The sequence below is a fragment of the Mangrovibacterium sp. genome (genome assembly GCF_059905295.1).
Map to the genome: position 1 here is coordinate 1 of NZ_JBZQJF010000230.1, position 3,985 is coordinate 3,985.

The window sequence follows — 3,985 nt, forward strand, 5'->3', positions numbered from 1 at the left end:
AAGGTTAAATCCGGGTTCTTTTCCTGTGCTGCTTTAATAAAAGGAATCAGTGTTGTTTTATCACGATCGATGTTAAAATACTTCAACTGAAAATCGCCACTTACTTCGTCGCAACTATACCAATCGCGGGCATAATCGTTGGCATTCATCGAAAAACGACCAATCGTAAACTGCAAGTCGCCATCCGGAGCAAACAATTGACTCAGGATCTTTTCTTGTTGTTTCCGCGGAAGCATATTCAGCGCATCCCATCCTCTTTCGTTAAAACAGGTCCCCCAGGCCTTGAAAGTCACAATATCTTCATTTCCGTTTATTTCAAGGTCAGGAGTTGTTATCGCCTCTTTTTCAAGTTTTAATGTTGTCTGTTTCCAAGTATTGTTTTCTGTACTACTCACCCATCGAATAGACTGTGCGTTAACACCAAGGGTTAACATAGTCAAAGCCATCAGGGCAAAGTTTTTTCTGATACTCATCTTTGATTAGTTTTTATAGCTAAGAAATTATTTTGAAAAGCCCGAATGTGGTTCACAGATCGTAAGGTACCAAAATTTCGGTATCGTAATGGAAGGCACAGGCTTTACGCCTGTGCCTTTTCAGATGATGAAAAACGAGATTTATCTAACAAATAATTTTACATTATCAAACGCCGTCCATCCATTGTTAAGCCAACCAGCATTACCTGTAGCATTTGCTTTAAGCTCAATTCCAAGACGGGCTCCAACTGAAGCTTCGGTAGCAAAAGTGGATAATTCCAATCCATTACCAAGGGTTGCAAAAGTTTCAGTAGCCAGTACATTCCGGTTACCGTCACCAGTGTTATAGTACAATGTAACGACAAAATTATCATTACCCGACCAAGCATCCCATACATCCAGTGTTATCTTATATTCCTCGCCTGCAGCGATTACGTGATCTGTAAGATTATATACCGAAGGTTCTTTATTCCACAAATACCCCCAGAAATTACCATTCGCATCCGGACCATCGACACCCGAATCAGAGACTTGTGTATCACTGCTCCAACCAGGGATCGTTTCCCAGTTTGGTATTTTCCCGGTTCCCGGAAGTTGGAAATCTCCGTTCTCTACAGTAATCGCGGTATAAGGAACTTCTGATGGACTAACTGTATACGAATACGACGTGGGAATAGATCCTTCTGCACCTGTTGCATCCAAAGTAACGGTATAGTCACCGGCTTCAGCATAAGTGTGAACAGGGTTCGTTTCTGTTGACGTTTCACCGTCACCAAAATCCCATACATACGAATCGGCGAATGTGGTCGTATTTGTAAAGCTTATCGTCATAAAATCCTTCACAAAGGTAAATGCAGCCAATGGACTATCAATCACAGTAACCACCTGACTAACTGTCGCAGGTGTAGAGCCACTTGCCCCAAATAAGGTCAACACAACGGTATAAATTCCTCCTTGAGCATAAGTATGTACCGGATGGATTGAAGTTGATGTTTCACCATCACCAAAATCCCAGCTCACGGCATCGGCATCAAGCCCCGAAGCGGAAAAGGAAACCGCCAAGGTGTTACTGGTACTAACAGCAAAGGTATAATCCCCGGTAGGATCAACTGCATCTTCCTCACATGCAACAACAAATAACGAAAGTAATGCGGCAACGGCTAAAAGCCTTAATTTGTATATTTTAAAATGTTTCATTTCAATTCTTTTAAAAGATTAAAGTCTACTTTACAAATAATTGAACATCATCGAATCCGGTCCATCCATCGCCACCATCATTGGAGGTGTTTGAAACCATCACCCCAACTTTAGCTCCAGCAGCTCCCGCTGGTGCTGTACCAACCAATTCAATTGGTGTCCACGCACCACCAACTACAGTAAATGACTGTGATTCGAATACATGTCTGGAACCATTTCCATTGTCGTAATACAATGAAACATTTAGTGTAGCACCATTCCATACTTCAATTCCTGTCAGGTTAACCTTTACGATATTACCTTCTGCAAGGACCTGATCGGTCAAGTTATATGCAGCAGGATCCCCTGTAAATAGAACACCCGCATAATCATTGTTGTCGGCAGGCATCCACCAGGCACCGGCTTCAACGCCTGAATCAGTTGTTGCCGCATCTGCACTCCAACCCGGAACATCGGCCCAATCTTTAACACGACCTGACCCTGGAAGTTCCATATCTCCATTCTCTACCGCAACTTCAGAATAGCCCACCGAAATCGTCTGGGTAGCTGTGGCCGGTATGGTTCCTTCTTCTCCGGTTACGGTCAGGCTTACGGTATAATCACCATCCTGAGCATAAGTATGTGTCGGGCTTTCTTCAGTTGATGTTTCACCATCGCCGAAATCCCAAGCATAGCTAACAGCATAGGACGCAGTACTTGTAAAAGTCACATCTTTCCCAATGGCATCAGCTGTAAAATCAGCTGTTGGGTTTTTCGGTCCATTCGGATCACCTTGCAGTTCCTGCACCTGTGTATAATAGAATTCGTTCGATTTATCGGAACGAACCCCGACCCTTGCAAAATAATAGTATTCGTCAGACAGAATTGTGGGCAAAGTCGCGATCATAGTCACCTCTTGTCCGGAGACGATAGAAGAAATATCAGCACTTAAGGCATAATCTTTTTGATTTTCATCAACAAGAATGTTTTTGCTAAGGTACAGTTTAACATCCTGCAGGACTGCTGTCGGATCAACCTGGTTGACTTTGAACTTTGCAACAACCGCATTTCCTTTCACTTCGAACGAGGCATCACTCACCGTAAAAAACGGTTGAACTTCGACATCCTGTACGGTATTGCCACTTACATTAACGATAATTGTATCGCTTGATTCGGCATCCCATGGCGCACCTGCCAGGCGAACCATTTTGTATTCACCGTCGAACAAACGAGCTGAATAGGTACCATCCTGAGCGATGTGTACTGCAATTTTTTCATTCAAGGCATAACCATCCTGCCATAGTTCCAGTTGGGTTCCGTTGGTACGTACGCCAACAGCATTCCCGTTGTAGGTAACCGTACCACTGAGCATAGACTCAGGAGCACTGAAGTTATCCACTTCGCAGCTCGTAAAAACGATGCTAATAAGGGCTGCAAATAATATGATTAATTTTTTCATTCGTGTTCTTTTTTAGTTTTATATCCAGTCAAATTCTATTGGAGCGGGTTCTTAACAAGTTTCGGATTGTTGTTCAAGACTCCCTGATCGATTGAAGAATAGTAGTTTGCCATTCTAAAGAATCGAGGTTGCTTAAAGCGAACCGGAGCTGTCCTTACAAAGATGTATTTCCCATCAGAAGCATCGCCATCTCTTGAAATTTGGTAAGGATACAGGCCTTCAACCATGGCATTCGGGTTGGCAAAATCGCCATCCCAAACCTGGTCGGCTATTCTCCAACGTTTCATATCCCAAAAACGCTGATCCTCAAAAGCCAATTCTACGCGGCGTTCTTTCCTTATCAGACTATTTGAAAGAATTGAAAGACTGTTTGCCGGAAATCCACCATGTTTTTCACGAACCTTATTGATATAATCCAATGCATCTGATTCACCCAGCTCATAGGCTGCTTCTCCTGCATTCAGGTATATTTCGCCTAAACGAAACCAAGGCCACCAGTTTTCGCCAAGTGTAGGACGAATACCGGCATCAGGATCTTCAGAAACTAACTTGCGAAGATAAAACCCGGTATTACTCACAAATTGGGCATCATTAATCGGACCATCCAACCCGGTCAGCTCTCTGCCATTGTCAGTTGTACTACCTAAGTCACCTGTTTTCAAATCATAACCGGAACCATTCCACTCGGCAACACCAGCTTGTATATCAACTTTTGTAGAACGGAATTGATCGCCCGGATAAACGACTGTCGCTTCCAGACGTTTGTCTTTATTGGCAAAAATGTCACTTAGATTATCGTAAACGATGTAATTACCATTCGCATCTTTGTCTCTTAAGGTTCCAGTGCTTCCATCCAGGTAATCGTAACTTTCAACCA

4 protein-coding genes are annotated in these 3,985 nt (G+C 43.1%); all 4 read right to left on the reverse strand.

All coding sequences use genetic code 11. From position 1 onward, the window contains the following. On the reverse strand, nucleotides 1-473 hold a 473-nt coding region (locus tag AC37HE_RS12205; RefSeq protein ID WP_500783123.1), incomplete at its 3' end, for a hypothetical protein. 141 nt (nucleotides 474-614) lie between these two features. Continuing rightward, a complete protein-coding gene (locus tag AC37HE_RS12210; protein WP_500783124.1) occupies nucleotides 615-1,670 on the reverse strand; it encodes a PKD domain-containing protein in 1,056 nt (351 codons plus the stop codon). A gap of 25 nt (nucleotides 1,671-1,695) precedes the next feature. Beyond that, on the reverse strand, nucleotides 1,696-3,108 hold the full coding sequence (locus tag AC37HE_RS12215; protein ID WP_500783125.1) for a DUF3823 domain-containing protein: 1,413 nt from the start codon (nucleotides 3,106-3,108) through the stop codon (nucleotides 1,696-1,698). Between the two features lie 35 nt (nucleotides 3,109-3,143). Beyond that, the coding region (locus AC37HE_RS12220; protein ID WP_500783126.1) for a RagB/SusD family nutrient uptake outer membrane protein at nucleotides 3,144-3,985 on the reverse strand (842 nt) is incomplete at its 5' end.

Coding starts and splice junctions, on each gene's coding strand:
- AC37HE_RS12210 (WP_500783124.1), bottom strand. CDS start 1,670: ATGAAACATTTTAAAATATACAAATTAAGGCTTTTAGCCGTTGCCGCA.
- AC37HE_RS12215 (WP_500783125.1), bottom strand. CDS start 3,108: ATGAAAAAATTAATCATATTATTTGCAGCCCTTATTAGCATCGTTTTT.